Below are 26623 nucleotides of genomic sequence, written 5' to 3'. Positions count from 1 at the left end.
GAGGCGTGTCCGAAGAATCAGCAGAACCCCTCTCGCTCTCCCAGCGCATAGCCCAGCTACCTCCGAGCGTCGTCTCGCTCATCTCCAAACTGGGGTACGGTCCTGTACCCGAGCAAATTCTTCACGTCCGCTCCACTCCTGCTCGCGAAGCTATCACCGCACATTGGCCGGAGTGGGTTCATCCGGACGTCCAAGATGCCTTCGAATCCTTGGGCGTTCCTGAACCTTACCTGCATCAAGTGCAGGCAGCTGATCTCGCCCACACCTCGATGGCGACAGGTTCTCGCCAGCATCTGATCCTGGCAACGGGAACAGCCTCAGGCAAGTCACTGGCTTACCTTCTCCCCTCGCTGGACGCCGTCCACCGCGGCGAAATAGCACCTAAAAAGGGTATGGATGACGAACGCGCCACCGTCCTTTATCTTTCCCCCACTAAAGCGCTCGCCGCTGACCAGCTCAACTCGATTCGCGCACTGGAGCTTTCGACCGTGCGAGCTGAAACATACGACGGCGACACCCCCGCCTCCGAGCGCCGTTGGATTAGGCAGCACGCCAATGTCATTCTCTGCAACCCCGATATGTTGCACTATGGAATCTTGCCCAACCACGCTCAGTGGTCCTCCTTTGTGCGCCGCCTTAAATATGTGGTGCTCGATGAGGCGCATAGCTATCGAGGGGTTTTTGGTGCTCATATTGCCGTGCTTCTGCGCCGATTACGCCGTATCTGCCGTTATCACGGTGCTTCTCCCGTCTTCTTTGGCGCCTCCGCGACCTCTGCCGAACCTGAGCAATCCTTCGCTAAGTTACTAGGAGTTGATTCCTCCGCCGTGACCGCGATTACCGAGGACACTGCTCCGCACGGCGCAACCCACACAATCCTCTGGGAACCTGAATTTCGCGAGCCAGTTACCGATAAGCTCTCCGCCCCACGGGAAACCGGTCAATCTGAAGCCGAGAAGAATGCTCCGCAGCGTAAATCGGTCATTGAACAAAGCGCTGAAATGCTCACCGATTTAGTAGTTGAACGCACCCGAACTATTGCCTTCATCAAATCGCGCCGTGGAGCAGAGGCAATTGCTCAAACCGCCTCCCGCTATCTTGATGAGGTGGAAGCTGGCCTCTCCCATCGAGTCGCCGCCTACCGGTCAGGTTTTCTGCCCGAGGAACGCCGCGAACTCGAACGGCAATTACGTAGCGGCGAAATGTTAGGTATTGCTTCTACTTCCGCCCTCGAACTGGGCATAGACATCGCCGGGTTAGACGCCGTGCTCGTGGCTGGCTGGCCGGGCACCCGCGCGTCGTTCTTTCAACAAATTGGGCGTGCCGGACGCGCGGGGCAGGAATCGCTCTCGGTGTTAATCGCCAGTGCTGACCCGCTGGATACCTATCTGGTGCACCACCCCGAAGATATCTTTACGGTGGTTGAATCTACCGTTTTTGATCCCACCAATCCTTACGTGCTATCTCCACATTTGTGTGCCGCAGCCGCAGAACTGCCCTTGCGCACCGAAGAAGTGGCGCTCTTTGGCCCGACCGCCGGGCAACTATTAGAACGGCTCGTTGCCCAGGGTTACCTACGTCGTCGAGCCACGGGTTGGTTCTGGACCCACCCTGAAAATGCCTCCGAGCTTGTAGATTTGCGCGGGGGCGGCGGCTCACCGCTTCAAATTATTGAGATAGAAACGGGCACTGTGGTGGGGACGATGGATGCTTCTCAGGCGCAACACCAAGGCCATGTGGGCGCGATTTACACCCACCAATCTGCCACCTATGTGGTTGAAGACTTAGATCTTGAAAACCGAGTCATTGCTGTTTCGCGCGTCTTTCCCGATTACTTCACTCAATCGCGCGACCTGACCGAGGTAAAGATTCTCTCTGAAGACAAGACCGAGCAGTGGGGCCCAGTCACCTTGCATTTTGGGCACGTTCGAGTCCGCACGCAGGTGGTCTCTTATCAACGCAAATCTCTTATCGGTCAAGAGGTTCTCGGCGAGGAAATTCTTGATCTGCCCCCGCAAAATCTGATGACCACCGCTATTTGGTTCACGATGGAACCCACTGTAATGAGCGGTGCGGGAGTCAAAGAACCCGATTTCCCGGGTACTTTACATGCAGCCGAACACGCGGCGATAGGGCTGTTGCCGTTGATTGCTACGTGTGACCGCTGGGATATTGGGGGGCTTTCTACAGCCCTGCACATGGATACCGAGAAACCCACCATTTTTGTCTATGACGGCCACCAGGGTGGGGCAGGATTCGCAGAACGAGGATTTGCTGCCGCGCAGCACTGGATTCGAGCTACCCTCGATACCATCCGCTCCTGCGAGTGCGAAACCGGTTGCCCCTCCTGCGTGCAATCTCCTAAATGTGGGAACCGCAATGATCCGCTGGAGAAAGACGGCGCAGCCCGCCTCCTGGAAGCAATGCTCATGCATGCGATGCCAAGAGATGAACAATCTGGACGAATCAGCGAGGAGCATTCTACTCTGGCGGGCCCGCGCGGCTCAGCCCCTCTGCCAAGCCAAGCCAGGTAAAGGGCCCGCCGATAGGCACGGTGGTTCGCACGTCCACAATGCCGCTGTACCCTTCAGGCTGAGCGCACCCTTTTAACTCCGCGTGGTTAACACGTGCTATCTCCGCAGCTACGGTACAAGGCTCCCCCTCCCTCAGACCACGTGCGGTATCGGCGGCAGCGAGCGCGCTCAAATCGGCGGCAGCCATTGCTTTATGTTGAGCTGATATAGCAGTAATAACTCCTGCAATGACGACGAAGAAAATCAGCAGTACAAAAACCAGCCCCAAAGCCAGTACCGTTCCAGAACCGCGCTCTGAACTATCGTGCTCACGAGACGGCGACGTCATCATGACTTCTCCTTCCCCGGTTTTATCGCCGCCGGTTCAGCGGGAATGGTCGAATCGGCGTACAGGGTCCACCCTGTGATTTCCCCGATGAGCCCCGGTGCTTGCCTACTCGTCTGCACGGTCACCGTTTCGGAATGATCTGTTACTACTACCGAAATATCTGTGCCTACGTCTTGGGCAACGCGTCGCACGTCCTCCATAGCTTCTCCCCGAGCGGCAGCACGGGCGCCTACCCTCGCCGATTCTTCCAGTTGCAACTGAACCACGCCGGTAGCTATAGAGCCCATTAGGAGAGCCAGTAGAAAAATAACCGCAGGTAGAGCAACGGCAAATTCAGCGGTGACGGCGCCTGCTTCTGAAGAATCGAAAGAACCAGAGGTAGCCCGGCAAGACGCCGAGCCTTTCCTGCCCCGCCGGTGCGGGAAAGGCATAGGCTGAACCCCCCAACCTGTTGGGGGTGATGAAGTCTTCATGCGGGTTCTCCCCTCTCAACTGAAAAAGATAACGGAGGGCAGGGCAACCGGTGATAGATTCTCCAAACAGTGCCCTGCCCGATGCGTTCTGCAAGATAGCGCCTAGAATTACATCCCCGTAGAGAGAGCTTTCTCTACGATGCCCATCAGTAAAGCGCGCACTGCATCAGATTTGAGGATTACTACTAGTAGCCCGGCGAAACCGACTGCGGCTAGTAGAACAATCCCATACTCTGCGGTGGTCGCACCCGCTTCAGGATCCTGAGCTAAATCCACGAGCTCGCCTTCTACAAGGGGAGCGATTTCTTGGGATTCTGCCTGATGGAATGCGGTGTATTTTTGCATGATTTCTCCTCAAAATAATTTGTCATGAAAGTTGAATTGTCAGAAAGAAGGCTGAGTTAAAAACCCAGTGTTGGAACCAATGAGATAAGTACCGGTATCACCCCCAAACAGATGAATGCAGGCAAAGAACACAACCCCAAGGGCACCACTAGATGCACACCCAATTTCGCTGCCGATTGTTCGGCAAAGCGGAAGCTGTGGCGTCGCTGGCGATCTGCCATCACGGTCAGTAAATCTGCGGTGGGCGCGCCAGTCTCTAGCAAAAATCCCAAGGTTCGTTGCAAGTCCTTTAGCTCAGGAACTGGCTCAGAAAAAGTCCAGGCAGTCTGCCAATCAGCACCTAACGAAAGACGCCGCTCCACCATTCGCAGCTGCCGGCGAGCGTGCATCGAGCCGACGTTAGCAATCATTAGCAAGCACCGCTGCAATGAGAGACCGGCTGCTAACATCGAAGCAGTCAAATCAAGATAAAGAGCTGGGCTCAGGGGCTGGGGCTCTTCTTCAGAAATTTCTCTGCGGACTACACGGTTAAGACGAAGCCGGTTCATGATGGCTCAATCCCCCGCTCCGCCCGTTGAACCAGACGCGCGGTCCATCGGCGTCCAGCTAATGCCAAAAACACACCGAGCACACCGGCAACTGCCCCCGGTATCGACCCCAAGAGGATGCCCACCGGATTAGTCCCCATCAAAATGCCCAATCCCAGACCCAACAACGGCAACCACGAGAGGATAGTTCCTGTCGATTTAGGGCCAGACATAGCAGAATCTCGTGCCTGAGAAAGATCAATCTCTTGTTCTAGATAACGAGCTAATCGTTCTAAAACCGAAGCTAAAGGGGCGCCGGTGCGCTCGCCGATATACCAGCAGGCGCGTAGTTCCTCGACCCGTTGGTTCGAGTAGTTTCGTTTCACAGTAGCCGCTTGCATAGCTTCGGCCAGAGGTAGCCCTTTCGCAGCGGTCTCCGCACACGTGATCAGTAGAGTCTGGATATCTTCCTGGGCCAGTTCCAGCGCACGATTCTTCGCACGGAGTGGATTCTCTTTTCCAGTAAAAAGTGACTTCGCCTGGGATTCCCCGGATGTTTCTTCGTCCTCAGCGTTTTCTTCTGCCAGAAGTTGGAACGCTCGCGCTGGAGCTAGACCTGCCCTCAGCATGGCGGCAAGACGCCACACCGTATCGGGCCACAGCTCCATTTCTTCAATGCCCGCCTTGCTGTGAGTCAGCCGGTGAGGTAGTGGTCTAGAAATATTCTTTCTCCTAGTCTTCACCGCTACCCCCAGCCCGCTGATGAGCAACCTCTTTGAGAAGCTCTCCTGCGTCGGTCCAGTGCAACACCTGGCCGCGCCGACCGCGTTCCCAACGGCACAAAGGCTCTACGCTGAGAGTCTTCTGGTGTTGTTTGAACACACCAATTTCACTGATAAATCGCCGGTGGTCGGCGCGAGAAATATGAATGACGTATTCGACGGCGGTGAGTGCTTGAAGAGTAAGAGCCTCAGGCGTCATGCCTGCCATAGCGCCCATTGCTAGAAGACGCGCGGGCACCGCCGCGGCAGAATTGGCATGCAGAGTACCGCCTGAACCGGCGTGCCCGGTGTTCATTGCGGTGAGCATATCTGCAAGCTCCGCTCCACGGCATTCACCCAGAATGAGTCTTTCCGGCCGCATACGCAGTGCCTGACGGATTAGTTCTGTCAGGGAAACTTCTCCTCTACCTTCAGCATTGGCCGCTTTGGACTGCAGAGAAATCACATGGGGATGGACAGGCGCTAACTCAGCGGAATCTTCAATCGTAATGATTCGGTCTGTCTCTTCGCAGTGCGAGAGCATGGCGTTGAGCAGAGTGGTTTTTCCTGTTCCGGTGCCACCGCTGACGAGGAAATTAGCTTTGGTACGCACCAGGTAGCGCAGCACGGCGGCGATGTCGTCATCGAACATGCCGCTCTCTTGAAGTTCTTCCAACGACGCGCGGTGCGCAGGCTGAATACGGATGGAAAGTACAGTTCCATGCCGTGAGAGAGGTGGCAGCATGGCATGGATTCGTTGCCCTCGATCGTTAAGAACATCAGCGCTGAGGTAAGCTTCATCGAGCCGTCCGCCCGCACTATGAATGAGTCGAGTGGCCAGTGCTCTGAGGTCAGGTTCAGCGATGAATGCGAGGTCTGAGCGATGGAGTGCGCCGTTGGCTTCGTACCAAATGTCTTGCGGGCCGTTCACAAAAATATCGGTGACACCGGGGATATCGAGCAGTCCTTCTAAGATACCGAGCCCATACATCTGCGCTTTGAGATACTGCAGAGCTTCCTGCTGTTCGCTCGTATCCAACTGACTGTTTTCTTCTTCATCAATGTCTTGAATAAGCTGCGGTAAATCTGTGGGAGCGGTAAACCTCTGTGCCTCGGGTACAGGGGAAAACTGCGCTTTGAGGGTAAAGCGAGGAGATTCTGCTGGCGCACTGTGCTGGGGTGTGTGCTTCGGTTCTGGTTCTGCCTCTAGTCCCTCAAATTCTTGGAGCAAGAAGCGATCGCGGGCCTTACGCACCACGAGGTCAAGAGATGACTCAGTAGAGGCATCTGATGCAATGGTTGGGATGTTCGCCACGGATTTCTCCTGCCGGTGAGCTAACGGGTCGTTCCCATTGCACCTGTTTTTCGCGCGTCAAAATCGAAATTCGAGAATCTGTGGATAACCCGATTCATGATTTTCGCGAAAGAAAGGGGTAAAAAGTTATCCACATTTTGCAGGTACCTAAGTTCGGCTTAAGGAGGTTCGGTCATAATGAGTACATGTACATTGTGTTGGGCGCGTCCGAGAGCGGAGCAGCAGGCGAGTTTCTCTGGGAAGCCGTCACTGTTGCAGACGGTCGTGTAGGTTCCCGGCGCACGGTACCTGAATCTAAACTGGGGCAGTTCGTCCATGAGGTTGAAGACTCTAACCGCCCCGCACCGATTCGCTGGGTATGGGCTGATTCGCGTCAGATCATGCCCCTCTTCTTGGCGCAGGGTATCTCGCCCGAACGATCCCATGATTTGCGGCTCATTCAAAGAATTTTGAGTATCGCCACTACACATTCCCAGAGCCACATCACTTTTGCCCCCACCCTTGATTTACTGCAAGAATCTCCTGAAAAACCCTGGGGAATGCTCCCGCCCGCACGGCAAATTCAAGGGCAAGATTCCCTATTCGATGACGGTTTCTTATCTGCTAGCAAGCCGGATACAGGTCAGAAAACGGCACCAACGGCGTCGCAACTTGCCGTCGAACTTCAAACTCAACTCCGCGCAATAGAAGCTGCACCCCATCCCCGCCGTCTCAAACTCTTGGCGGCAGCGGAATCTACCGGTGGAATGATTGCCGCTGAAATGAAATTTCACGGCATGCCCTGGAACAAATCTCTGCATGAGAAGCTCCTCGTTGAAACGCTAGGTCCCAGACCTGCTCCTTTCGAGCGCCCTGCCGAAATGGAAAAATTAGCCACAGAAATTCGCGAAAAACTCGCTACACCCAAGCTAAATGTGGATTCACCGCAGGAGCTCTTACGAGCGCTTCAGTCTGCAGGGATTCGGGTGAAATCTACCAGCAAGTGGGCATTGAAGGGGTGGGCTGAGGAGAATCCTCAGTTGGCTCAGCAACGTCGCTCCCTCATCGAACCCCTCCTTGCTTATAAAAAACTTGCTCGGCTTTTTACCGCGAACGGGTGGAACTGGCTAGACGAATGGGTACAAGATGACCGCTTTCATCCTTCCTATGAGGTGGGAGGTGTGGTGACGGGGCGCTGGGGTGCTCATGGTGGTGGTGCCATGCAGATTCCTCGCGACGTGCGCACTGCCGTCGCCGCTGAGCCCGGCAAAATGCTGGTAGTTGCTGATGCCAGCCAGGTGGAGCCTCGTATCCTGGCGGCAATGAGCGGGGACGAAAAACTAGCGCTTGCCGGCAGAGGAACTGATTTATACCTGGGTATTGCCAAAATTGGTGAGCATACCGGGTCAGCGCTGAACGAGCGTGCTCAGGCAAAAATTGCGCTATTAGGTGCCATGTATGGGGCGACCACCGGCGAGTCTGGAAAGCTCATGCCTCACCTACGCACGATGTTCCCTCAGGCGATTGAATTTACTGAACGCGCGGCCCGCGTTGGAGAGCAGGGCGGGCAGGTCAGCACTTATTTGGGCAGGGTGTCTCCGGCGCCTTCTTCCGAGTGGTTTGAACGCCAACGCCGCCAGGCTACAGCCGAAGACGAGCGGGCGGCGATGGCTGCTTCTCGTAGTTGGGGTCGTTTTACCCGCAATTTTGTGGTTCAGGGTACCGCCGCAGAGTGGGCTCTGTGCTGGATGGCGCAGATTCGACAAAAGCTCCGCGCCACCACGCTGTTCGGAAAGCCTTTGCAATCTCAACTGGTATATTTCCTCCACGATGAGATCATGATTTACGGCCCTGAACGCGAGGCTTCACTGTGCGAGCAGATAGTTCGGGACGCCGCACAAGCTGCCGGTGAGCTTCTATTTGGTCATATTTCGGTGGAGTTTCCCGTAACTATTGCCGTCACGGATAACTATTCCACAGCGAAATAGGGTTCCCTATTTTTTCTCGTACCCAGGTGCCGGACGGCGAACTGTGGAGTCCCATTCTTCGATCCACCCTAACTGGGTAAAGATTTGGTCCAGAACGATGCCCGTAAAACCCCAAATCACAAATTCTTGTTCGGCGTTTTGTACGGTAAAAGCCGGGGAGGAATGAACGCTCTTTCCATGTTTGACCGTTGCCATATGCCGGTTTGCAGGGTTCAGCAAATCAGCGACTGGAACGCGTAGAACCAAGGCGGATTCTTTGGCGTCCTGGGCAGCCACGAGCGACGGTTTGTTCCACCACGCCAGCACGGGAGTTACGCTGAAATTGCTCACGGGTAGCCCGATTTCGCCAAATTCTCCTAAGATTTCGACGCCGGAGGGGTCGAGCCCGGTTTCTTCCACGGCTTCGCGTAAAGCGGCAACATAGGAGACGGGTTTGTTGGTTTCAGAGGCGGTCGCTAGATCTTCTGGGTCGACCTTTCCACCGGGAAATGCAGGTTGACCAGCGTGTTGGCGTAGGGTTGCCGCGCGCACCACAATCAGGACATCTAAATCATCTGCAACGTGTCCCTGACGATGGGTCGCGGGAACCTCATCCAAAACACCAAACAGAATCAACACGGCTGCTTGTTTGACGCTGGAATCATCTAGCTCCCCCACTCGCCAGCTTTCTGCAGGATCGTTCACCAAGTTCTCTGCCTGTGCAAGCTTCTTGAGCTGCGTTAGAGCCCGATGCTCAGTTTTATGCTCCAAGACTCCACCCTTCACTTCGCAATTCTCGGCGAGATGCACCCTGCACAAACCTGAGATGCAGGTGTTCGCGCCCCGGTGCCATTTCGTACTTCAATAATTGTGCCGCTTTTGTCTCATCGGTTTCGCCGATTCCATAGCTGGGGCATAAATCGGCGATAGGGCACACTCCGCATGCCGGTTTTTTAGAGTGACAAATACGCCGTCCATGATAGATGAGACGCTGAGAGAGATCAGTCCAATCAGAAGAATCGAAGAGTTCAGCGACATCCTTTTCAACCTTCGCAGGTTCCTCATGAGTAGTGAATTCAAGCCGGCGCGATAACCGTCCAAAATGCGTATCAACGGTTAGACCAGGCCGCCCAAAAGCATTACCTAGCACCACAAAAGCGGTCTTCCGACCGACCCCTGCAAGTTTGACGAGCTCCTCTAATTCCTGGGGAACTACGCCGTCATAGTCTTCAGTGAGCTGCTGCGCCAGGCGCACGATAGAGGCTGCCTTAGAACGGTAAAAACCAAGCGGTTGCACTATTTCTTCTACTGCTTCCAAGGGAGCCTCTGCCAGTGCGTGAGCATCTGGATAACGCTGAAAGAGAGTGGGAGTCACCGAGTTGACCCGCACATCGGTGGTTTGGGCAGAGAGTACCGTGGCAACGAGCAGTTCAAAGGGGCTCTCAAAATCTAATTCAGCAACAGCATAGGGGAAAGTGTCTGCCAGGATTCGATTGATCTTGCGGGCGCGTCTTTTCTTGCCCAGGGACGATTCAGGATTTTTCCGGCGACGACGAGCGGCGTCCTCCGCCTTAAAAGGCGGCACCTGGCGAATTTCCAGGAGGCTCAGCTCCTGTTCTGATAAAGGCTCGGTTGGCGTTAATCTGCTCACTCGTTCAAGATTACACGCTGAATATTTCACCTGATTTTTACGAGCTTATGACGGAATAAATGTGACAGGAGCAACAAATTCCCTTACTGTGAAAAGTAGTTACACTTCCCGCTGAGCATATTGCTCAACGTCAGCTGAAAGGATATTCCCATGTCAGAGGCTCCTCAAACGTTTGCTCCCCCGGCAGAATTCACCGCACAGGCAAATGCCACCGCAGATTTGTACGAGACCGCTCGCGAGCAGGGCCCCGAGTTCTGGGCTCATCAAGCACGAGAACTTCTCACCTGGAGCAAGGATTTCACGCAGACTCTGGACTGGTCGAACCCTCCCTTTGCCAAATGGTTTGCAGACGGTGAACTCAACGCTTGCTACAACGCCGTGGACCGCCATGTAGAAGCTGGCAAGGGCGACCGCACCGCCATCCTGTTCGAAGGTGAACCTGGCGATACCCGCGAGTACACCTATACTCAGCTCAAAGATGAAGTCTCCAAGGCTGCAAACGCTTTCGAATCCCTGGGCGTGAGCAAAGGCGATCGCGTGGCAGTGTACTTGCCCATGATTCCCGAAGCCGTCATCACCATGTTGGCTTGTGCCCGCATTGGCGCCATTCATTCGGTTGTTTTCGGCGGTTTCTCTGCAGATGCGCTTCTTTCCCGCATTGAAGACGGCGAAGCTAAGCTCGTGGTCACTGCCGATGGCTCCTTCCGCCGCGGCAAGCCTTCCATGCTCAAGCCAGCCGTCGATAAGGCACTGGAAAAGGGTGGCAAGTCAGTTACCAACGTTGTGGTTGTCAAGCGCAATAAAGCTGAGGTTGCATGGGTCGAAGGGCGTGACCTCTGGTGGAGCGACGTTGTCGATGCTGCTTCAACTGAACACACCCCCTCGGTACAGAACGCCGAAGATCCGCTGTTCATCCTTTACACCTCCGGCACTACCGGCAAACCTAAGGGCATTTTGCACACGACCGGAGGCTACCTCACCCAAGGTGCTTTCACCCACAAAAACATTTTTGACCTCAAACCCGAAACCGACGTGTACTGGTGCACTGCTGACGTTGGCTGGGTAACCGGTCACTCCTACGTTGCCTACGCCCCGCTGGTCAATGGCGCCACCCAGGTCATTTACGAAGGCACCCCAGACTCCCCGCACCGCGGCCGTTTCTGGGAAATTGTGCAAAAATACGGCGTTTCCATCATGTACACCTCCCCTACCGCGATTCGTACCATGATGAAGTGGGGCGAAGACATCCCCGCTGAATACGACCTTTCTTCCTTGCGCGTTCTGGGAACCGTGGGCGAAGCTATCAACCCCGAAGCCTGGGTCTGGTTCCACCGAGTCATCGGTGGCGGCAAGTGCCCCATCGTCGATACCTGGTGGCAGACAGAAACCGGCGCAATCATGATTTCTCAGCTACCCGGCGTCACCGTTGCAAAGCCCGGGTCGGCGCAGCAGCCTATCCCCGGTATCAGCATCGATATAGTAGACGACCTCGGCGATCCGCTACCCAATGAACAACCCGGACTGCTGGCTATCACCGAGCCCTGGCCCTCTATGCTACGCACCATTTGGGGCGATGACGGCCGCTTCGTCGACACCTACTGGGCACGCTTTGGCGACCGCTACTTCGCGGGCGACAGCGCAAAGCGCGACGCCGACGGCGACCTCTGGGTGCTGGGTCGCGTGGACGACGTCATGAATGTCTCCGGCCACCGCCTCTCCACCCCCGAGATTGAGTCCGCTCTAGTCTCCCACCCCTCAGTCGCAGAAGCTGCAGTAGTAGGCGCAACCGATGAAACCACCGGCCAGGCAGTCATGGCATTCGTCATCCTCTCCGACGAAGCGCAGGGACAAAACCTCAACCACGAAGAACTGGAGCAGGAAATCCGCGCGCACGTGGGCGTAGAAATATCACCGATTGCTAAACCCAAGCGAGTGGTCATCGTGCCCGAGCTACCCAAGACTCGCTCCGGCAAGATTATGCGCCGCCTGCTCAAAGACGTCGCAGAAGACCGCCAGGTAGGCGACGTCACAACCTTGGCTGACTCGGCCGTCATGGATGCGATTGTAGAGACGTACAAAAAGTAGCAGTCGCGCTCTTCCGCTCCGACAAACACTCCAGCTCGAACAATAACCGCCGATGGGCGTCCCACCAGCCTTAGCTAAAATCTCAGCTTTAGCAGATAGTTGGGAGGACGCCCGCCGGCGTTTATAACTCGCGAGTCGTATTTATCGGAGCTTCACGATGACGCACATTCGTTGTAGACGCGCCGAGCAACTTTCTGCAGAAAATACTGACCGTTAGACTAAAGCCATGTCGCAAACCATCTTCGTCCTCAATGGCCCCAATCTGAATATGCTGGGCACCCGCAAACCCGAAATCTATGGAATCACCACCCTCGCTGATATTGAGGAACAGGTACGAAAGCGCGCCGCACAAGCAGGGTTCGATGTGCAGTTTATGCAGTCAAACCATGAAGGTGCGCTCATCGACGAAATCCAGCGAGCACGCACCGAAGCTGCGGCAATCATCATCAATCCGGCAGCTTATACGCACACATCGGTGGCGATTCACGATGCTCTAGAAGCCGCCGAATTACCGGTAGTAGAGGTTCATCTTTCGAATGTGCACCGCCGGGAGGACTTTAGACACCGTTCATTTGTGTCTTTGCAAGCCACCGCAGTGATCGCTGGAGCGGGCGCATGGGGTTACACCATGGCAATAGATTTCCTAGCCCATTACTTGAATGAGAAATCGTAAAGAGCGCTAGGTAGTTGGTATCGTGCCGGGAGTACACTGGCCACTATCGACAGTCTGCGTATCGGCGGAATGAGATGCTAGGACGTCGGAGAGGATCGAGACCGGAATAGCGTAGCCCGTCTGTCCCTGAGTTGCTTTGGCAAAGATAATGCCCACTACGTTGCCGTTTACATCAAGTACCGGACCACCAGAATTTCCCTGCTCAACATTGGCAGCCAATTGATACACCAGTCGCACCGGGTTCTTTTCGCCTGTTGCTGAATCGATGGTTTGGGTATAACCGAGCCCCTGCACCGTGGCGCTGCGATTCTGGAACGGTCCACCCTGCGGAAAGCCCATAAAAGCAACGGTGGTTCCCGCTGCGGCGTTGCTTCCCAGGGTAAGCGGCGTGGTTTCAAGATTATCGACTCGCAAGAGCGCTAAGTCTTCGGTGGGATTATAGTAAACGATATCTGCCCTGTGGGACTTGCCTGCTGCGTCCTGAACCACGGGTTGCTCGACGCCGGAGACCACATGCGCGTTCGTCACCACTACATGTGGTGCAGCAACAAAGCCTGATCCTTCGGAACTGAAACTGCATGCCTCCGCCGCTCCCCAAATTTGCACCACCGATTCCCGAGCAGCTTCTAGCGCAGGATTAGAAATAACCTCGGTAGGTGCTTCTTCTGAGGGGAACAAAAGATTTTGAACTTCAGGAATTACTCCTGAACTCATGACCTGTGCCCGAGCTTTTTCTACCTGAGTTTCCCAGGAATCGGGGGTGAGACGAACGAGCATCTCAATTACCTTGGATTCAGAGACAGCTGTATTGATGGGCGTTACACCCAAAGGTTTCACGATTAGGGCAAGCACCACGATTGCCAAAGAAGCAACCACAAGATTCAGAATTGCTCCTGCTACTCGCTCGACGCCGCGTAAGGGGGTGGCGTCAGAAAACCGCCGAATGGCACGTCCTACGAGGAAACCAAGCCACTGGCCAACCACCACGCATAATACGACTGAGATGACAGCTGCAATGACATACCAGTTGGCATCCACCTGGGTGATGACCCAGGGAGTGATGTAGAAAGCGGCAAGAACACCTAGCGCAAATCCAGCTAGGGTTCCCAAGGATACGAAAAATCCCCGGCGTAATCCGTTCAAGAAATAGAGCACCAGAATAAGCACCAAAATAATATCGAGCAGATGAAATCCCACGGGTGCTCCCCTCATGTTGAGACAGGCTGACCTATCTATTGTGCCGTAGATAGAAATGCCGACTCTAGTAGGTTTTTCTCTGGGATGCCCCCAAATCATCCTTAGAGTCGCCTGTGGAAAGTGAATGCCCGGTAAATAGGGGTGTGTCCAGCCATAAATTGAGGTAGTCTCGATACTAGTTGAATATGTCACACCATTTTTGGCGTGTATAGACAGCCGGGTTTATACTCTTTCTCTACGCCTCAAAGATATGGCATCCACACCCTAAGATTTTAAGGAGAGACATGGATCTTGAAGTACTGCGTCGCGCACCCCTCTTTGCATCCCTCGACGACCAGGCATTTGCCGCACTAACCGAAGACATCACCGAGGTCGACCTTTCACGAGGCGCTAACCTTTTTTATGAGGGCGATCCCGGAGATCAGCTCTACTTCATCGTTTCCGGCAAGATTAAGCTCGGACGCACCGCATCAGACGGCCGCGAGAACCTCGTAGCTATCATGGGCCCCGGTGAAATTTTCGGTGAGATGGCTCTGTTCGACCCTTCACCTCGTTCCACCAGCGCAACCGCTGTTTCTGAAACCCGTCTCGCAGCCGTCAAGCACGAATCTTTGCGCAAGGCTATGGAGAAGTCACCTCAGATTTCTGCTCAGGTTCTTCAGGCTTTGGCTCGTCGTTTGCGCCGCACCAACGAGAACCTTGCAGACTTGGTCTTCTCCGACGTTCCCGGTCGCGTTGCTAAAGCTCTGCTGGATTTGGCAGACCGCTTTGGCCGCCCCGCTACCGACGGCATCTTGGTAGCTCACGAGCTGACTCAGGAAGAGCTGGCTCAGTTGGTTGGCGCTTCACGCGAGACCGTGAACAAGGCGCTGGCTGAATTTGTGTCCCGCGGCTGGATTCGTTTGGAAGCACGCGCGGTGGTCATTCTTGACCTGCAGCGTCTACGCAACCGCTCACGCTAAATTTTCATCGCCCCACAATGGGCGCAAACAAAATTCCCCGTGGAAATTTCCACGGGGAATTTTTATGTCTTTGATAAATGAGTCGCTAAAGACGGCACTTCTCGCGGGCGCCCGCTTTGGTGGGTGCGGTAAAACGCAGCATAAACTCGCCGTCTTTCATTACGACGTCCGCTTTTTTCACGCTGACGGCGCGCTTTTGCGCCAGATAAGCGACAGATGTGGACGCGCGGGCAAGATCTTCAAGAACGCACAGTGAGCCAGGAGTAATGAGCTCTTCAAAGGTCCGACCGCGAGTTTCTTCCTGGTCGATGAGATCACCCAGGTAAGAAGTTTCCTTCTGTGCCAACAGTTCGCGCACGTTCACCCAATCGCCCCAAATCCCTTTGGAGGTCAGCAGCTTAGGGTTCTGCCCCACCGGTGCGGCACACGCAAAGTAGTGGGTGTCGTAGCGTTTATGGCGAAAATCTGGTGAGTGCCAGCGCACGATGGGGCGCAAAAGGTCAGTGCGCAGTTTGAGCCCGCGCTTGACCAGGTAGTCACCGAAGTTCTTATCGCCGTTGGCTACGGCTTCACGCACGGCCATCTGATCGCATCCGTCTGAGCTGATCTCTACGGTACTCAGCTCATCGGGGCCAGCCAACAGAATACCGATTTCTTCAAACGATTCACGGATAGCGCCCACTACCGCCGTGTGCGCGGTTTCGAGATTGTCATGGTGGAAGACGTCGCGCCACACTTCGTTACTGGGTCCGATCCAGGGCACCTGTTCGGAATCTTCTGGCGTGCATAAACCACCGGGGAACGCCACCGTGCCCATGGGAGAGAATCCCGGACGGTAGGTCAGGATAGTTTCTAGCCCTCCGCGACCGTCTCGTACATAAACGATAGAGGAGGCAGTTTTTGCCTGGCATGCGCCTTCAGCGCCCTCTTCAATCCATGCTTTGACAGCGGGAGCAAATTCTTCAGGAATCTTAAAAAACCGCTCGCAGGTGGCGCTGGGTTCTGCAGGGGATACCGGACGCTTAGGACGCACGGTATTGAGGGCACCTGTATATAAACCGGTTTTAGATGTACTCAACAATGATCTCAACTTCTACAGGCGAATCCATGGGCAGCACAGGAGTACCTACCGCAGAGCGGGCGTGGATACCGGCGTCGCCAAAAATCTCACCAAACAGTTCGGAGGCACCGTTGATAACACCGGGCTGACCGAAGAAAGAGGTTTCCGATGCCACGAATCCGACAACTTTAACAATCTTCTTCACACGGTCTAAATCACCGATGACCTGCTTGACCGCAGCCAAGGCGTTCAAGGCACAGATAGCGGCTAGCTTCTTCGCTTCCTCGGGGCTAACTGTTCCCTCTGTTGCAACATCAGAGACTTTACCCACAGCGGGCAGTTTACCGTCCACGAAAGGAAGCTGACCCGAGGTATACACATAGTTTCCGCTGATAACTGCCGGCACGTAGGCTGCGACAGGCTCGGGCGCCTGGGGTAGTTCATACCCCAGTTCGCGGATGCGTTCCTCAATATAAGAGTTATTTTCGCTCATCGTGTGTCCTTGTAAATAAATCGCTGTATATAAAGCGCACAAAGACCGGTTTCGTACCTCAACAGCACGAAAAACCGGTCGTTTGTTCAAGTGTAGTAGTGGCTATGCCTTCTTGCGCTTGAAGTAAGCGATGGGGTTTCCCGCAGTAGGGGCAACCATGTTGCCTTCAGGAGCAGAAGAAGCAGGTGCAGATGAAGGGAGAACGGTTACGAGTTCCCAGCCATCTTCACCCCAGTTATCGAGGATCTGCTTGGTAGCGTGAATCATCAAGGGCACAGTTGCATATTCCCATTTTTCCATACCCCTAGCCTAGTGCTTGTGATAAGGATTTGGAAAGTTAAAACGTTCCCACTCCCCAATTCCCAGATTCAACTTGTAAACTGTGGGAATGGCTTCATCCAAGAACGTTCGTACCAAGCGCACTCCAGGTGACTTTATTCAGTTCATAGCACTGAGTATTATCGCCGGTTTTTTGACCGCCGGCATTCTGATACCCCCTACCGTTGGCATGGGAGTTGCCGCGACGTCCTCCATTAACTGGTTCAAGGGTCTACCAGAGGATATGTCCGATGGACCGCTCTCTCAGCCGTCCACCATCCTTGCCTCCGATGGTAAAACCGAGTTGGCTTCTTTCTACTCTCAGAACCGCACCTCGGTGCCTCTTTCGGACATGTCCAAGCATATGCAGGACGCCATTATTTCTGTGGAAGACCGTACGTTTTATGAGCACGGTGCGGTATCTCCGCTTGGTATGTTCCGCGCTGTCATTAATAACTTTCTCCGCCCCGGCAATCGCCAGGGCGCGTCTACGCTCACTCAGCAGTACGTCAACAATCTTTTGATTGATCAGGCTGAAGTCAACGGCGAAGAAGCCTCAACTCTGGGCGCAAACAAGGGTTACATGGATAAGGTCAAGGAAATCAAGCTTGCGATTTCCATGGAGCAAAATAAGTCCAAAGACGAAATTCTTGAAGGTTACCTCAACATCGTGAACCTCGGTGGTTCTAACTACGGTGTAGAAGCTGCTTCTCAGTATTACTGGGGCATTCCCGCATCTAAGCTCAACGTTCAGCAGTCCGCTCTCTTGGCTGGTATGGTGCAGTCGCCTAACCAGTACCGCCCCGATGTGAACCCCGAGCTGGCTAAAGAACGTCGCAACGTGGTGCTAGGAACGATGTACCGCGACGGCAAGATCACTGAAGACGAATACAACGAAGCCGTCAACTCCGAACTTGATCTTGACCTTCACACCACCGATAGTGGTTGCTCGACCGCAGGAAATGCTGACTACTTCTGCAACTACATCGTGGCTAAAGTCATGCAGGACAAAACGTTCGGTGCAACTAAGGATGACCGTTTGAAGAACCTGTACCAAGCGGGTTACACAATCACCACCACACTGAGCACCTCTGCTCAGAATGATGCGAAGGACGCCGTTGAATCAACGCAGCCTTCTGATAATAATCCCGATAATGTCAATACCTCTTTGGTTTCTGTCGAGCCTGGTAGCGGTAAGATTGTTGCTATGGCTCAGAACAGTAAGCTAGGCGATGTAGATGACGGATCGCACCAGGTTTCTGGCTACAACTACAACGTCGGTGCTATCGACGGTGGTTCTTCTGGCTTCCAGCCTGGTTCTACGTTCAAACCCATTGTGCTTGCCGAGTGGATTAGGGAAGGCAAGGGAGTCAACGCTTTCATTGACGGCACCAGCCTGAGCTACCCAGAATCTTTCCGGTGGAAAGCCTCCTGTGTAGATGGCGGGAGCATTTATGTTCCTGGTGGATGGAAGTTTGGCAACGCAGAAGAGGGTTACCAAACCTGGAACACCGTAGCTTACGGCATCAAGAACTCCATCAACTCTTTCCTTTACTCGATGGCTTCTAAAGAAGACCTCTGCGGAGTGAAGAAGACAGCGGAAGACCTCCGCCTGTACACCGGTAGCTCAACTCCGGACAATAAAGAAGTCGCTTACTCGGTTCCCGACGTAGCGTCCCTCATTGGTACTCAGCAAACTACCCCTCTGACGATGGCTTCAGCCTACGCAACCTTCGCTAACGAAGGCACCTATTGCACCCCTCAGGCAATCAATGAGGTCAAAGACCGCCGCGGTAAAGTCATTCAGAAATTCAAGGCTGACTGCTCCAAAGCTCTCGATAAGGACGTTGCCAACGGTGTGAACTACGTTCTCAAGCAGGTTTTGGTCGATGGTTCGGCGTGGAGGCGCGGTATTGATTTGCCCGATGCTTCAGCGGCAAAGACCGGTACTACCGATAATTCCACTCAGACTTGGACCGTCGGTTACACCCGTGGCCTCTCCACTGCATCGTGGGTAGGTAATTTGGATCAGCAAAACCGCCCCCTCAACAACTTGGCGATCAACGGCAAGACCTTGAACTACGTGGACGGTGCAACCTACGCAGGTGGTCAGTGGCAGCAGTTCATGCAATCCCAGGCGAAGAAGTACAACACCAAGAAATTCAATATGCCTTCTGAGAAGGTTCTAGGTACTCAGTACTAACGAGGAGAAAATATATTCATGGTGAATTCCACCAATGTGGCGGCTTCTGCTGTTTCTGTGGCTAAGGGCGTTGGCGCCCTGACCGCTGCGGGATCTTTCGCAGGGGCCGCCACCCTCGCATATGCTCACTTTATTGAGCTCAACAATTTCCAGATACGGCACGAAACCTTGCCGATTCTGCCTGCCGGATCTGATGATTTCACCATTTTGCATATCTCAGATATGCATATGGTTCCCGGTCAAAAGAAGAAGCATGAATTTATGCATTCGCTGGCTGAAATCAATCCTGATTTGGTCATCAACACCGGTGACAATCTCTCACATATGAAAGCTCTGCCCTCTCTGCTAAATGCGTTGGATCCGCTGTTGGATTTCCCCGGCGTCTATGTGCCAGGGTCTAACTGCTACTACGCGCCGGTTTTCAAAAACCCCGCACGGTATCTGTGGAAAGAATCTACTTCTGATGAGGGCGTGGACCCTTCTAAGGAGCGCCTACCAACCCAAGATATGCACGACGCTTTTGACGCTCGCGGCTGGGTAGGACTCATCAACCGCTTCGACACATTGACCCTCAATGGGTTGCGTTTAGAGTTCTCCGGTGTGGATGATCCCCACCTGGAATTCGACCGTCACCCGGGGTTCTCCCCCACTGCTTTTGATACAGAACCTGCGCCGTCTGTTCGTTTGGGGGTGTGCCACGCACCCTATATGCGCACGCTCACTCGGTTTGTGGACGACGGCGCTCAAGCAATCTTTGCCGGGCACACCCACGGTGGGCAGGTTTGCCTACCCGGCGGAAAAGCCCTGGTTTCAAACTGTGATTTGGATCCATCCCGCGCGAAGGGAGTGTCCCTGCAGTCAGGCGTACCCGTGGAAGTTTCTGCAGGTTTGGGCACCTCTCGCTTTGCTGCAGTTCGCTTGTTCTGCCCACCAGAAGCAGTGGTAGTGACGCTTACCGCTGCGCGTCAATAAACCAGCAGAGAAACACAAACTGTCATCAGGCTCATAGGGGTAAAGTAAATCCCTATGAGCCTGATCCACACCTCCCATCTGCCCGTTCCTCCTCCCACCGTTGTTGATCAGCCGCAAAACCTTACGCTGTGGCAGTATATGAAGCCCATTCGCGCCAAGTGGCTGACAGGTGTGGCGGTTGCGATTTGTGCGTCAGTTATTGGTATTTCCATTCCGCAGGTTTTGGCGTGGATTGTGGATCATCTGGTGGCAAACGAAAACCCGTCAGGTTCCACGGTCTGGGCCGGTGGTTTGCTGATGATTGGGCTCGGGCTACTCCAAGCAGGTCTCATTTTTGTCCGCCGCATGCTGGTGATTGACCAGGCGTCGACCGTCGAGATGAGCATGCGGATGTCTCTCTTCGACCACCTCATGCGTATGCCTGCAGCTTTCCATGACCACTGGCCGTCGGGGCAGCTGCTGACCCGTTCAACCTCAGACCTGTCATTGATGCGCCGCTGGATAGCGTTTGGTTCTATTCAGTCCATTTCTTCCACCGTGATGCTTGCGGCTGGTCTGTTTTATTTGTTTCGAGGCTCCTGGTTGTTGGGGCTGATATATCTGTGCTCGGTGCCCTTTATGTTGCTGACGCTGTGGTTGTTTGTGAGGACGATGAAGAGCCTGACCCGCAGCGTACAGCAACAGTCGGGTGATTTGGCAACGTCTGTTGAAGAATCGGTACAGGGTATTCGCGTGCTGAAGGCACTGGGGCAGGGACAAAACTCGCTCTCCCGTTTTACGGCGCAAGCTTCAACTCTTATGAATACCGAAATCGCCCGCTCTCAAGCGGTGGGTAGCATGTTGGTGAAAACCATCAGCATCACAGCAGTCACTATGGCGATTTCGCTCTTTGTGGGTATTCATCAGGTGGCGCAAGAGAAATTGTCCCTCGGCGAACTCACCGCGTACTTTGCCACGACCGCAGTATTGACTCCCCAGATTCAACGTGCGGGAATGCTCATTAGTATGTGGCTGGACTCCAAAGTTGCCATGGAACGTCACCGCGAAATTATGCAGGAACCAGTGGGCGAGGATGTTCTTCTGGTCAGCGGAGTTACTACCCCGCAAGTGAGCAGGCACGACGCCGCAGGTGTAAAGTTCGAGCATGTCAGCTTCACTTTTGGCAGGGGTAAAAAAGAGGTTCTTCACGAACTGACCCTCGACGTCGCTCCCGGCGAAATTCTCGCGCTGGTGGGTTCTACCGGCAGCGGAAAGTCCACGGTTTTGCAGCTCATCCCCCGCCTATATGCACCCACCCGAGGGAAGGTACTGCTGGATAACACAGATATCTCAACTATTCCTTTGCCTGAGCTACGCGCGCAGATGGCTATTGCTTTTGAAGAGCCCGTTCTCTTTTCCTCATCGGTTCGCGAGAATGTTCTCATGGGGGTTGAAACCGAAAAATTCAACTCTGAAGAACTGGAGTCTATCGTCGCCACAGCCCTGCGCGTGTCCGCTTCAGATTTCGTAGACACACTGCCCGACGGCGTCGAGACTCTCATTGGCGAAGAAGGCATGAGTCTATCTGGCGGTCAGCGGCAACGCCTCTCGCTGGCGCGCGCTATCGCTTGCGACCCGCGCGTCCTACTCTTAGACGATCCGCTCTCAGCACTAGATGTGAACACAGAGGAAGCGGTGGTGGGCATGCTCAAAGAGCAACTCAAGAATACGACGACAATCATTACCGCCCACCGCCCCTCTACGGTTGCGTTAGCTGATCGAGTGGCGCTCCTCGATAAAGGACGGATTGCCGCGATAGGAACCCATAGCGAATTGATGAAGAACCCTGCCTATGCCCGGTTAATGTTGCTGAACCCCGACGATTCAACGGCGAAAAACCATACTTCGCAGAATCAGGAGGTGCTCTAATGCCTCACGGTTCAATGGCTCCGCTGGCGGAAGACCGCGTGAAACTCTCGGCGCAGGAACAAAAAGAGGTTCGGGCGCGGTCGATGGCGCTTTTGAAATCTGTGCTGAAACCGCTGAAGAAGGAACTGATCTGGACGATTGCGCTGGTAGTCGTCTCGGAAATCCTCTCCACCGCCTTGCCCCTGCTCCTTTCCTACGGAATCAACCGCACTATTACGCCGCTGGTAGAAGGAAACGGTGCGCCCGCCACAACAGTTGTTGTGATTTATTTTGGGGTGGCCGCCGTCTCGGCTATCACGCTCTATTTCAATACCGTTTTGACCGCCCGCGTTTCTCAAAAGGCGCTCTTTGACCTGCGACAACGCATGTTTGCCCAGGCTCAAACCCTCTCTGTTGGTTTTCACGAGACATATACCTCGGGGCGGGTAGTCTCACGATTGACTTCTGATCTCGATACGCTCAAAGCCTTTCTCGATTCGGGACTCTCGCAGGTTGCATCAACCCTGCTCTACATGTGTTTTACCGTTGTTGCAATCATTCTGCTGGACTGGCGGGCAGGGCTCGGTTTGCTCGTTGCTGCCATTCCGCTGTTTTTCCTGACGAAATGGTTCCGCAAGCATTCCACCCTTGCCTATCGTGCTCAACGAGTAGCTAATGCCCGGTTGATTGGTCGCTTTGTCGAAACATTCACCGGAATCAGCGCGGTCAAGGCATTCGGTTCAGAGGCAGAATCACGCGATAAATTCGGTGTTGAAGCCGAAGACCTCCGCGTGAAAGTCATGGACTCAATCAAACTCAATGGCATCTACATGCCCACTCTGATTGCGCTGGGCAATATCTTTGTGGGAGCCGCTCTGATTATTGGTGGGTATGCTGTGCTCGGCGGCAGTATGCAGGTAGGTACGCTACTGGCTCTGACCATTTATTCAACCCGTGTTTTCGAACCTGTGGTGATGCTCTCTGACTTTTACAACATGTTTCAGTCAGCGGTCTCCGCATTGGAAAAGGTCTCAGGTTTCTTAGCCGAAAAACCAACGGTAGCTGATCCTGAGCATCCGATTGAACGCAGAAGCCCAGCTCAAGGTGAAGTTGTTTTTGAGAACGCTTCATTTAGCTACATTGAAGGTCGCCCGGCACTTCACCCCTTCAACCTCACCGTGCCTGCGGGGCAGCATGTCGCGCTCGTCGGGAAAACCGGAGCGGGTAAATCAACCATAGCCAAACTCGTTGCTCGCTTTTATGACCTGACCGAAGGCAGGTTGCTACTGGATGGCGTCGATATTAGAGAGCTCCTTGATGCGCAGTTGCGCCAGGAGGTAGTGATGGTGACGCAGGAGGCATTCCTCTTTCAAGGCACGGTTGCCGATAATATTCGCTTAGCACGCCCCGATGCGAGCGATGAAGAAGTAGAAGAGGCCGCTCGCAAAGTAGGCGCCCACGACTTCATCATGTCTTTACCGGAGGGTTATTCAACCAATCTAGCGCAGCGCGGCGGACGTGTTTCTGCTGGTCAGAGACAGCTGATTTCCTTTGCCCGGGCATTCTTAGTGAATCCTGCGGTGCTCATTTTGGATGAGGCGACGGCATCGCTGGATATTCCTACCGAACGACTCGTTCAAGAAGGATTGGCAAAATTACTGGACGGGCGCACCTCGTTCGTTATTGCCCATAGGCTCTCTACCGTTCTGGATTCGGACAGAGTCTTGGTGGTGGATGACGGACGCATTATTGAAGACGGCTCTCCGGCGGAATTGACCGCTGGCACCGGCAAATTCGCCCAGATGGTTCAGGCGTGGGACGACGCCATGGCAGCGTAGAAATACCTATTCGGGCATATGAAAATGACTTAATAATTCTCCGCTTTCCTGTTCAAACAGACTAGAGTGAAAGAAATATCCCCTAGTGTGCGAGGTCAATTATGCCCACCGTGACTCATACTCCTGATGCACTCAAAAATGGAGTGCAGGAGGACTTTATCAAGCTCACCTCGGCGTTGCAGGGTGCGATGGATGAAAAGAACTTTTCAGGGCGAGAGATTGACCGGTTAGCAATTGCCCACGATGCCTCGCATTATCTTTTGGTACCCGGCGGTATTGTTCGACCCGAAAATGCCCAGGACATCGGTAAAATTTTCGCTGCTGCCCGCGAGCATCAGATCCCTCTAGCTTTCCGTTCCGGGGGTACATCGCTGTCTGGTCAATCTTCTTCTGACGGTATTTTGCTGGATACCCGCAAGCACTTCAAGAAGATTGAGGTACTTGATTCAGGACGGCGAGTCCGGGTTGCACCCGGTGCTACGGTCATGATGGTCAACAACCATCTGGCGCCCTACGGATATAAGTTAGGGCCCGATCCGGCGTCCTGGTCCGCATGCACCATCGGTGGAGTAGTCGCTAACAATTCCTCGGGAATGAGTTCTGGCACCGAGTTCAACACCTATAACACACTGGATTCTATGGTGTTCGTGCTGCCTTCTGGCACCGTCATTGATACAGCAGACCACGATGCCGATGCCCAGTTACGCGAACAAGAACCTGAGATCCACGAAGGACTTATTCGCCTGCGCAAGCGGGTAGTAGAAAATCCTGCCTCTGTCGATAAAATCCGCCAGCAGTTCTCTATGAAGAACACCATGGGCTACGGCATCAATGCTTTTCTGGATTTTGAAAAACCTGTGGATATTCTGGAACATCTGCTGATTGGCTCAGAGGGAACCCTAGGATTTATTGCCTCGGCGACCTATCGAACCCTCCCCATTTTGCCAGCTGTCACCACGGGTTTGTTGGTTTTCAAAAATCTGATTGACGCCTCTGAGTCCATTCCTGATTTGATAGCTCACGACACAGCTACCGCCGAATTGCTGGATGCCACCTCTATCCGGGTAGCTCAGCGAACCGGTTTGGTAGCCGATGCGCTGGCACAGATTAATGTAGAGAACCACGCGGCAGTGCTCGTAGAATTTCAGGGGCAAACCCAGGGTGAGATTGATGAGCTTTCCCACCGCGCCGAACCGCTCTGGAAATCGCTTGATTTAGCGTCTCCGGTAACAATGAGCTCGAACCCAGCAGAGCGCAATAAGCTCTGGGCTGCACGCCGCGGGCTCTACACCACGGTTGCGGGCAACCGCCCCTCAGGTACCAACGCGCTGCTTGAGGACGTCGTCGTACCCGTCCAACAGCTAGGAGAGACCTGTAGAAATCTCAGCGAATTGTTCGACCAGCACGGCTACCGGGACTCCGTCATCTTCGGCCACGCGAAGGACGGCAATATTCATTTCATGCTCAACGAGCAGTTTAATGATGCCGCCCAACTCAGCCGCTATCAAGCCTTTACCGAGGACATGGTAGAACTGATTCTCGGAAATGCCGGCTCGCTCAAGGCAGAACACGGAACGGGTCGGATTATGGCTCCGTTCGTGCGCCAGCAGTACGGGGATGAGCTCTATGAAATCATGGTAGCTATCAAACGCCTCATTGACCCCACCGGCATGCTCAACCCCGGTGTGCTCATCAACGAAGATAAGCAATCACTAGTTCAGAACCTCAAGGTTGCAGAAGAAGTAGAAGATACCGTCGACCGTTGTGTGGAGTGCGGATATTGCGAGCCAGCATGCCCGTCCAAGGACCTCACGCTGACACCACGCCAGCGCATTGTGATTCGGCGGGAAATGAAAAATGCTGAGGCAGCCGGGGATACCGAGTTACTGAACCGGCTCCAGCATGACTACCGTTACTCGGGTATTGAGACGTGCGCGGTTGATGGTATGTGCCTGACACGCTGCCCCGTGCACATCAATACCGGTGACCTCATCCGAGACCTGCGTGCCAAAAATCAAAACCCTGTGGCTGCACAGGGGTGGAAGGTAGCGGCTCAGGGCTGGGGAGCTCTCGCCCCTGCTGCCTCTCAGGCGCTCAACCTCGCTCATCTGGTGCCGTCGCTCCTCCCCCGCACAGCCACCCAAATCGCCCGCAAAGTGCTCGATGAAGATACGGTTCCCCAGTACAACGCGCAGTTACCTGCCGGTGGACGGCGGCGCCAGCCCCGCGCGAACCCACTGGCGGAAATCGTGTTCTTCCCCGCCTGCGTCAACGCAATGTTTGGTGGCGTTGACCACCGGGGCAAGGCAGATGAAACCAATGCTTCCCAGGCTTTCGAGCTGCTGTGTGAGCGGGCAGGAATTGAGTTCAATATCCCCACAGGTATTGAGGCGATGTGTTGCGGCACGCCCTGGAAATCCAAGGGTTTTACCTCGGGATATCAGGTGATGAGCGATCGAGTCTTGCAGAATCTCTGGTTGGCGACGCGCGGTGGACGGCTACCGGTGGTCTGCGATGCAACGTCCTGTACCGAGGGTCTAGAAACCATGAAGGCTAAGGTCCGCGCAGCCGCGGAATATCAGGCAGGACGTTCCCTAGACGCCGATGAGCCCGATTTCTCTCGTATTGAGTTCATAGATGCCGTAGCTTTTACTGCCGAGCAGATACTTCCCCGATTAGAGGTCAAGCATAAACTCGATTCGTTGGTACTTCACCCCACCTGTTCCATGACTCACCTGGGCATTCAGCCCCAGTTCGAGATGATTGCACAGGCACTGTCTGAGGACGCCGTCGTCCCCTTGAACTGGGGGTGCTGCGCCTATGCTGGCGACCGTGGAATGCTTCATCCTGAGCTGACCGCTTCGGCTACTCGCGCGGAAACTGCAGAAGTCAATGCCCGAGAATATGCTGCCTATGCTTCTTCTAACCGCACCTGCGAGCAGGGAATGACCGAAGCTACCGGGCATACTTATCAAAATATTTTGCAGCTGTTGGAGCGCGCTACGCGCTAGCTCACACACCCCCTTCTTTGCGCAGTGTGCACTTTGCGCTAAAA

General features: G+C 54.3%; 22 protein-coding genes. 10 read left to right on the top strand and 12 right to left on the bottom strand.

What is annotated here, in order from left to right; translation table 11 throughout:
* The first annotated feature begins 47 nt into the window (after nucleotides 1-47).
* Nucleotides 48-2534 (top strand): DEAD/DEAH box helicase, encoded by a 2487-nt coding sequence (locus tag IDM48_RS02535; RefSeq protein ID WP_238398065.1) that lies wholly within the window; start codon nucleotides 48-50, stop codon nucleotides 2532-2534.
* On the opposite strand, the gene IDM48_RS02530 is transcribed toward IDM48_RS02535, so the two are convergent.
* From IDM48_RS02530 to IDM48_RS02505, 6 genes are all read right to left on the bottom strand, one after another.
* Nucleotides 2482-2865: an Rv3654c family TadE-like protein gene (locus tag IDM48_RS02530; protein WP_238398015.1), complete on the bottom strand. Its 384-nt coding sequence runs from the start codon at nucleotides 2863-2865 to the stop codon at nucleotides 2482-2484. The two genes, IDM48_RS02535 and IDM48_RS02530, sit on opposite strands and share 53 nt — an antisense overlap.
* On the bottom strand, nucleotides 2862-3335 hold the full coding sequence (locus tag IDM48_RS02525; RefSeq protein WP_190617917.1) for a TadE family type IV pilus minor pilin: 474 nt from the start codon (nucleotides 3333-3335) through the stop codon (nucleotides 2862-2864). The genes IDM48_RS02530 and IDM48_RS02525 overlap by 4 nt, the downstream gene beginning before the upstream one ends.
* Nucleotides 3336-3443: 108 nt before the next feature.
* A complete protein-coding gene (locus IDM48_RS02520) occupies nucleotides 3444-3680 on the bottom strand; it encodes a DUF4244 domain-containing protein (RefSeq protein ID WP_083147221.1) in 237 nt (78 codons plus the stop codon).
* Between the two features lie 56 nt (nucleotides 3681-3736).
* On the bottom strand, nucleotides 3737-4228 hold the full coding sequence (locus tag IDM48_RS02515) for a type II secretion system F family protein (RefSeq protein ID WP_190617916.1): 492 nt from the start codon (nucleotides 4226-4228) through the stop codon (nucleotides 3737-3739).
* Nucleotides 4225-4950 carry a type II secretion system F family protein gene (locus IDM48_RS02510; RefSeq protein ID WP_190617913.1) on the bottom strand — a complete coding sequence of 242 codons (726 nt, stop codon included), beginning with the start codon at nucleotides 4948-4950 and terminating at the stop codon, nucleotides 4225-4227. Before IDM48_RS02510 ends, IDM48_RS02515 begins: the two co-directional genes overlap by 4 nt.
* Nucleotides 4940-6283 (bottom strand): TadA family conjugal transfer-associated ATPase, encoded by a 1344-nt coding sequence (locus tag IDM48_RS02505; RefSeq protein WP_190617911.1) that lies wholly within the window; start codon nucleotides 6281-6283, stop codon nucleotides 4940-4942. The genes IDM48_RS02510 and IDM48_RS02505 overlap by 11 nt, the downstream gene beginning before the upstream one ends.
* Before the next feature lie 185 nt (nucleotides 6284-6468).
* On the opposite strand from IDM48_RS02505, the gene IDM48_RS02500 reads away from it, so the two are divergent.
* Nucleotides 6469-8250 carry a bifunctional 3'-5' exonuclease/DNA polymerase gene (locus tag IDM48_RS02500; RefSeq protein WP_190617909.1) on the top strand — a complete coding sequence of 594 codons (1782 nt, stop codon included), beginning with the start codon at nucleotides 6469-6471 and terminating at the stop codon, nucleotides 8248-8250.
* A gap of 6 nt (nucleotides 8251-8256) precedes the next feature.
* On the opposite strand, the gene IDM48_RS02495 is transcribed toward IDM48_RS02500, so the two are convergent.
* Together IDM48_RS02495 and nth are read right to left on the bottom strand one after the other, a co-directional pair.
* Complete coding sequence (locus IDM48_RS02495; protein ID WP_190617907.1) at nucleotides 8257-9000, bottom strand: NUDIX hydrolase; 744 nt, start codon at nucleotides 8998-9000, stop codon at nucleotides 8257-8259.
* Nucleotides 8990-9814, bottom strand: a complete 825-nt coding sequence (gene nth / locus IDM48_RS02490; RefSeq protein ID WP_190617906.1) for an endonuclease III — start codon at nucleotides 9812-9814, stop codon at nucleotides 8990-8992. Before nth ends, IDM48_RS02495 begins: the two co-directional genes overlap by 11 nt.
* A gap of 216 nt (nucleotides 9815-10030) precedes the next feature.
* Here nth and acs point away from each other — a divergent pair, with 216 nt between their 5' ends.
* Both acs and aroQ read left to right on the top strand, forming a co-directional pair.
* Nucleotides 10031-11965, top strand: coding sequence for an acetate--CoA ligase (gene acs / locus IDM48_RS02485; RefSeq protein WP_190617904.1), 1935 nt, complete (start codon nucleotides 10031-10033; stop codon nucleotides 11963-11965).
* A gap of 226 nt (nucleotides 11966-12191) precedes the next feature.
* Nucleotides 12192-12638 carry a type II 3-dehydroquinate dehydratase gene (gene aroQ, locus IDM48_RS02480; RefSeq protein ID WP_190617902.1) on the top strand — a complete coding sequence of 149 codons (447 nt, stop codon included), beginning with the start codon at nucleotides 12192-12194 and terminating at the stop codon, nucleotides 12636-12638.
* 6 nt (nucleotides 12639-12644) lie between these two features.
* Here aroQ and IDM48_RS02475 read toward each other — a convergent pair whose 3' ends face one another.
* The gene (locus tag IDM48_RS02475) at nucleotides 12645-13835 is read right to left on the bottom strand and encodes a MarP family serine protease (RefSeq protein WP_238398014.1); all 1191 of its coding nucleotides are present in this window, start codon (nucleotides 13833-13835) and stop codon (nucleotides 12645-12647) included.
* Nucleotides 13836-14119: 284 nt separating this feature from the next.
* Between IDM48_RS02475 and IDM48_RS02470 the strand changes: the two genes are divergently transcribed.
* Nucleotides 14120-14797, top strand: a complete 678-nt coding sequence (locus tag IDM48_RS02470; protein WP_068170614.1) for a Crp/Fnr family transcriptional regulator — start codon at nucleotides 14120-14122, stop codon at nucleotides 14795-14797.
* A gap of 85 nt (nucleotides 14798-14882) precedes the next feature.
* Here IDM48_RS02470 and IDM48_RS02465 read toward each other — a convergent pair whose 3' ends face one another.
* The 3 genes from IDM48_RS02465 to IDM48_RS02455 all read right to left on the bottom strand — a co-directional run bounded on the left by IDM48_RS02465 (nucleotide 14883) and on the right by IDM48_RS02455 (nucleotide 16650).
* Entirely contained in the window at nucleotides 14883-15875 is a 993-nt protein-coding gene (locus tag IDM48_RS02465) for an NUDIX hydrolase (RefSeq protein WP_190617899.1), read from the bottom strand.
* Nucleotides 15862-16350 carry a RidA family protein gene (locus IDM48_RS02460; protein ID WP_190617897.1) on the bottom strand — a complete coding sequence of 163 codons (489 nt, stop codon included), beginning with the start codon at nucleotides 16348-16350 and terminating at the stop codon, nucleotides 15862-15864. Before IDM48_RS02460 ends, IDM48_RS02465 begins: the two co-directional genes overlap by 14 nt.
* A gap of 102 nt (nucleotides 16351-16452) precedes the next feature.
* The gene (locus IDM48_RS02455; RefSeq protein WP_068170608.1) at nucleotides 16453-16650 is read right to left on the bottom strand and encodes a DUF4177 domain-containing protein; all 198 of its coding nucleotides are present in this window, start codon (nucleotides 16648-16650) and stop codon (nucleotides 16453-16455) included.
* An 88-nt stretch (nucleotides 16651-16738) separates the two neighbouring features.
* On the opposite strand from IDM48_RS02455, the gene IDM48_RS02450 reads away from it, so the two are divergent.
* The 5 genes from IDM48_RS02450 (at nucleotide 16739) to IDM48_RS02430 (ending at nucleotide 26579) form a co-directional block, all read left to right on the top strand.
* Complete coding sequence (locus IDM48_RS02450; RefSeq protein WP_190617894.1) at nucleotides 16739-18871, top strand: transglycosylase domain-containing protein; 2133 nt, start codon at nucleotides 16739-16741, stop codon at nucleotides 18869-18871.
* 18 nt (nucleotides 18872-18889) lie between these two features.
* On the top strand, nucleotides 18890-19843 hold the full coding sequence (locus IDM48_RS02445) for a metallophosphoesterase (protein WP_190617892.1): 954 nt from the start codon (nucleotides 18890-18892) through the stop codon (nucleotides 19841-19843).
* A 54-nt stretch (nucleotides 19844-19897) separates the two neighbouring features.
* Nucleotides 19898-21751, top strand: a complete 1854-nt coding sequence (locus IDM48_RS02440) for an ABC transporter ATP-binding protein (protein WP_190617891.1) — start codon at nucleotides 19898-19900, stop codon at nucleotides 21749-21751.
* Nucleotides 21751-23568, top strand: a complete 1818-nt coding sequence (locus IDM48_RS02435) for an ABC transporter ATP-binding protein (RefSeq protein WP_190617889.1) — start codon at nucleotides 21751-21753, stop codon at nucleotides 23566-23568. Before IDM48_RS02440 ends, IDM48_RS02435 begins: the two co-directional genes overlap by 1 nt.
* Before the next feature lie 101 nt (nucleotides 23569-23669).
* Complete coding sequence (locus IDM48_RS02430; protein ID WP_190617888.1) at nucleotides 23670-26579, top strand: FAD-binding and (Fe-S)-binding domain-containing protein; 2910 nt, start codon at nucleotides 23670-23672, stop codon at nucleotides 26577-26579.
* Nucleotides 26580-26623 lie beyond the last annotated feature (44 nt).

It is taken from the genome of Rothia amarae (assembly GCF_014705945.2).
In the GTDB taxonomy this organism is placed as follows: Bacteria; Actinomycetota; Actinomycetes; order Actinomycetales; family Micrococcaceae; genus Rothia; species Rothia amarae.
This window is presented reverse-complemented; position numbering and strand designations above follow the sequence as displayed.